Origin of the sequence: Secundilactobacillus collinoides DSM 20515 = JCM 1123, from assembly GCF_001435975.1 — a bacterium.
Lineage (GTDB): Bacteria > Bacillota > Bacilli > Lactobacillales > Lactobacillaceae > Secundilactobacillus > Secundilactobacillus collinoides.
This window is the reverse complement of record NZ_AYYR01000105.1, coordinates 1-474: the sequence shown is the minus strand read 5'-3', so window position 1 is coordinate 474 and position 474 is coordinate 1. Positions and strand designations below refer to the sequence as shown.

The 474-nt window shown below is 41.4% G+C and carries 1 pseudogene; it reads left to right on the top strand.

Annotation, left to right across the window (positions count from 1 at the left end):
* A pseudogene (locus tag FC82_RS13780) lies at positions 1–474 on the top strand (hypothetical protein); the annotation flags it as partial.

Here is a 474-nt window from a genome sequence, read left to right as displayed (position 1 = left end):
AAGGGGTATTTTCAACCCAGCACTAATGAAATCGTCATTGGTGGCGATGAGCCCGATAATGCTTTAAAATTGAAGACGTTATATCATGAATATGCGCATAGTCAGTTACATGGGTTAAAATCAGCCTTTAAAGATCGCCCGCGAGCCTATCAAGAAACGCAAGCCGAAGCGGTTGCGTATGTTGCCATGCAAAATATTGGTGTTGATACCAGTAACTACTCACTCGGGTATGTGGCTACCTGGGCTAAAGATAAAGCCGTGATCCATAGCGCTTTAAGTGAAATCCAGCAAGTTAGTAACAAAGTGATTGAGCTTAGCGATGGCTTAACCAAACAATTAGGCTTACAAGAAGCACAAAAAGAACCTGAGCATGATCTAAAAAAGCTATCAGCTCAGGAACTTAATAAGTCCTACCAAGGCTTGCAACAACAAATTCAACAAGCAACTAGTCCACAACAGAAAGCGCAATTTAAA